Here is a 375-nt window from a genome sequence, read left to right on the forward strand (position 1 = left end):
GTGGCCGGGCAGCTGGCCGAGCGGGGTCACAAGACCAAGCGCCTCACGGTCTCSCACGCCTTCCACTCCCCGCTGATGGAGCCGATGCTGGAGGCGTTCCGCGAGGTCGCCGAGTCCCTGACCTATGCGGCTCCGGCGATCCCGGTCGTCTCCACCCTGACCGGCACCCTCGCCACCGCCGGGGAACTGACCTCCCCCGCCTACTGGGTGACGCACGTCCGCGAAGCCGTCCGCTTCCACGACGCCATGCGCCACCTGGAGAGCGCCGGCGTCCGCACGTACCTGGAGATCGGACCCGACGCCGTCCTCAGCGCCATGGGACAGGCCTGCCTCGACGCACCCGCCGCCCTCCTGCCCCTGCTGCGCCGCGACCGC

Annotated in this window: 1 protein-coding gene; it reads left to right on the forward strand. The window is 72.7% G+C overall.

Features of this window, described 5'->3' with window-relative positions; genetic code table 11:
* On the forward strand, window positions 1-375 hold a 375-nt coding region (locus AB4039_RS42555; protein WP_442273353.1), incomplete at both ends, for an acyltransferase domain-containing protein.

Origin of the sequence: Streptomyces sp. M-16 (assembly GCF_052114405.1) — a bacterium.
In the GTDB taxonomy this organism is placed as follows: Bacteria; Actinomycetota; Actinomycetes; order Streptomycetales; family Streptomycetaceae; genus Streptomyces.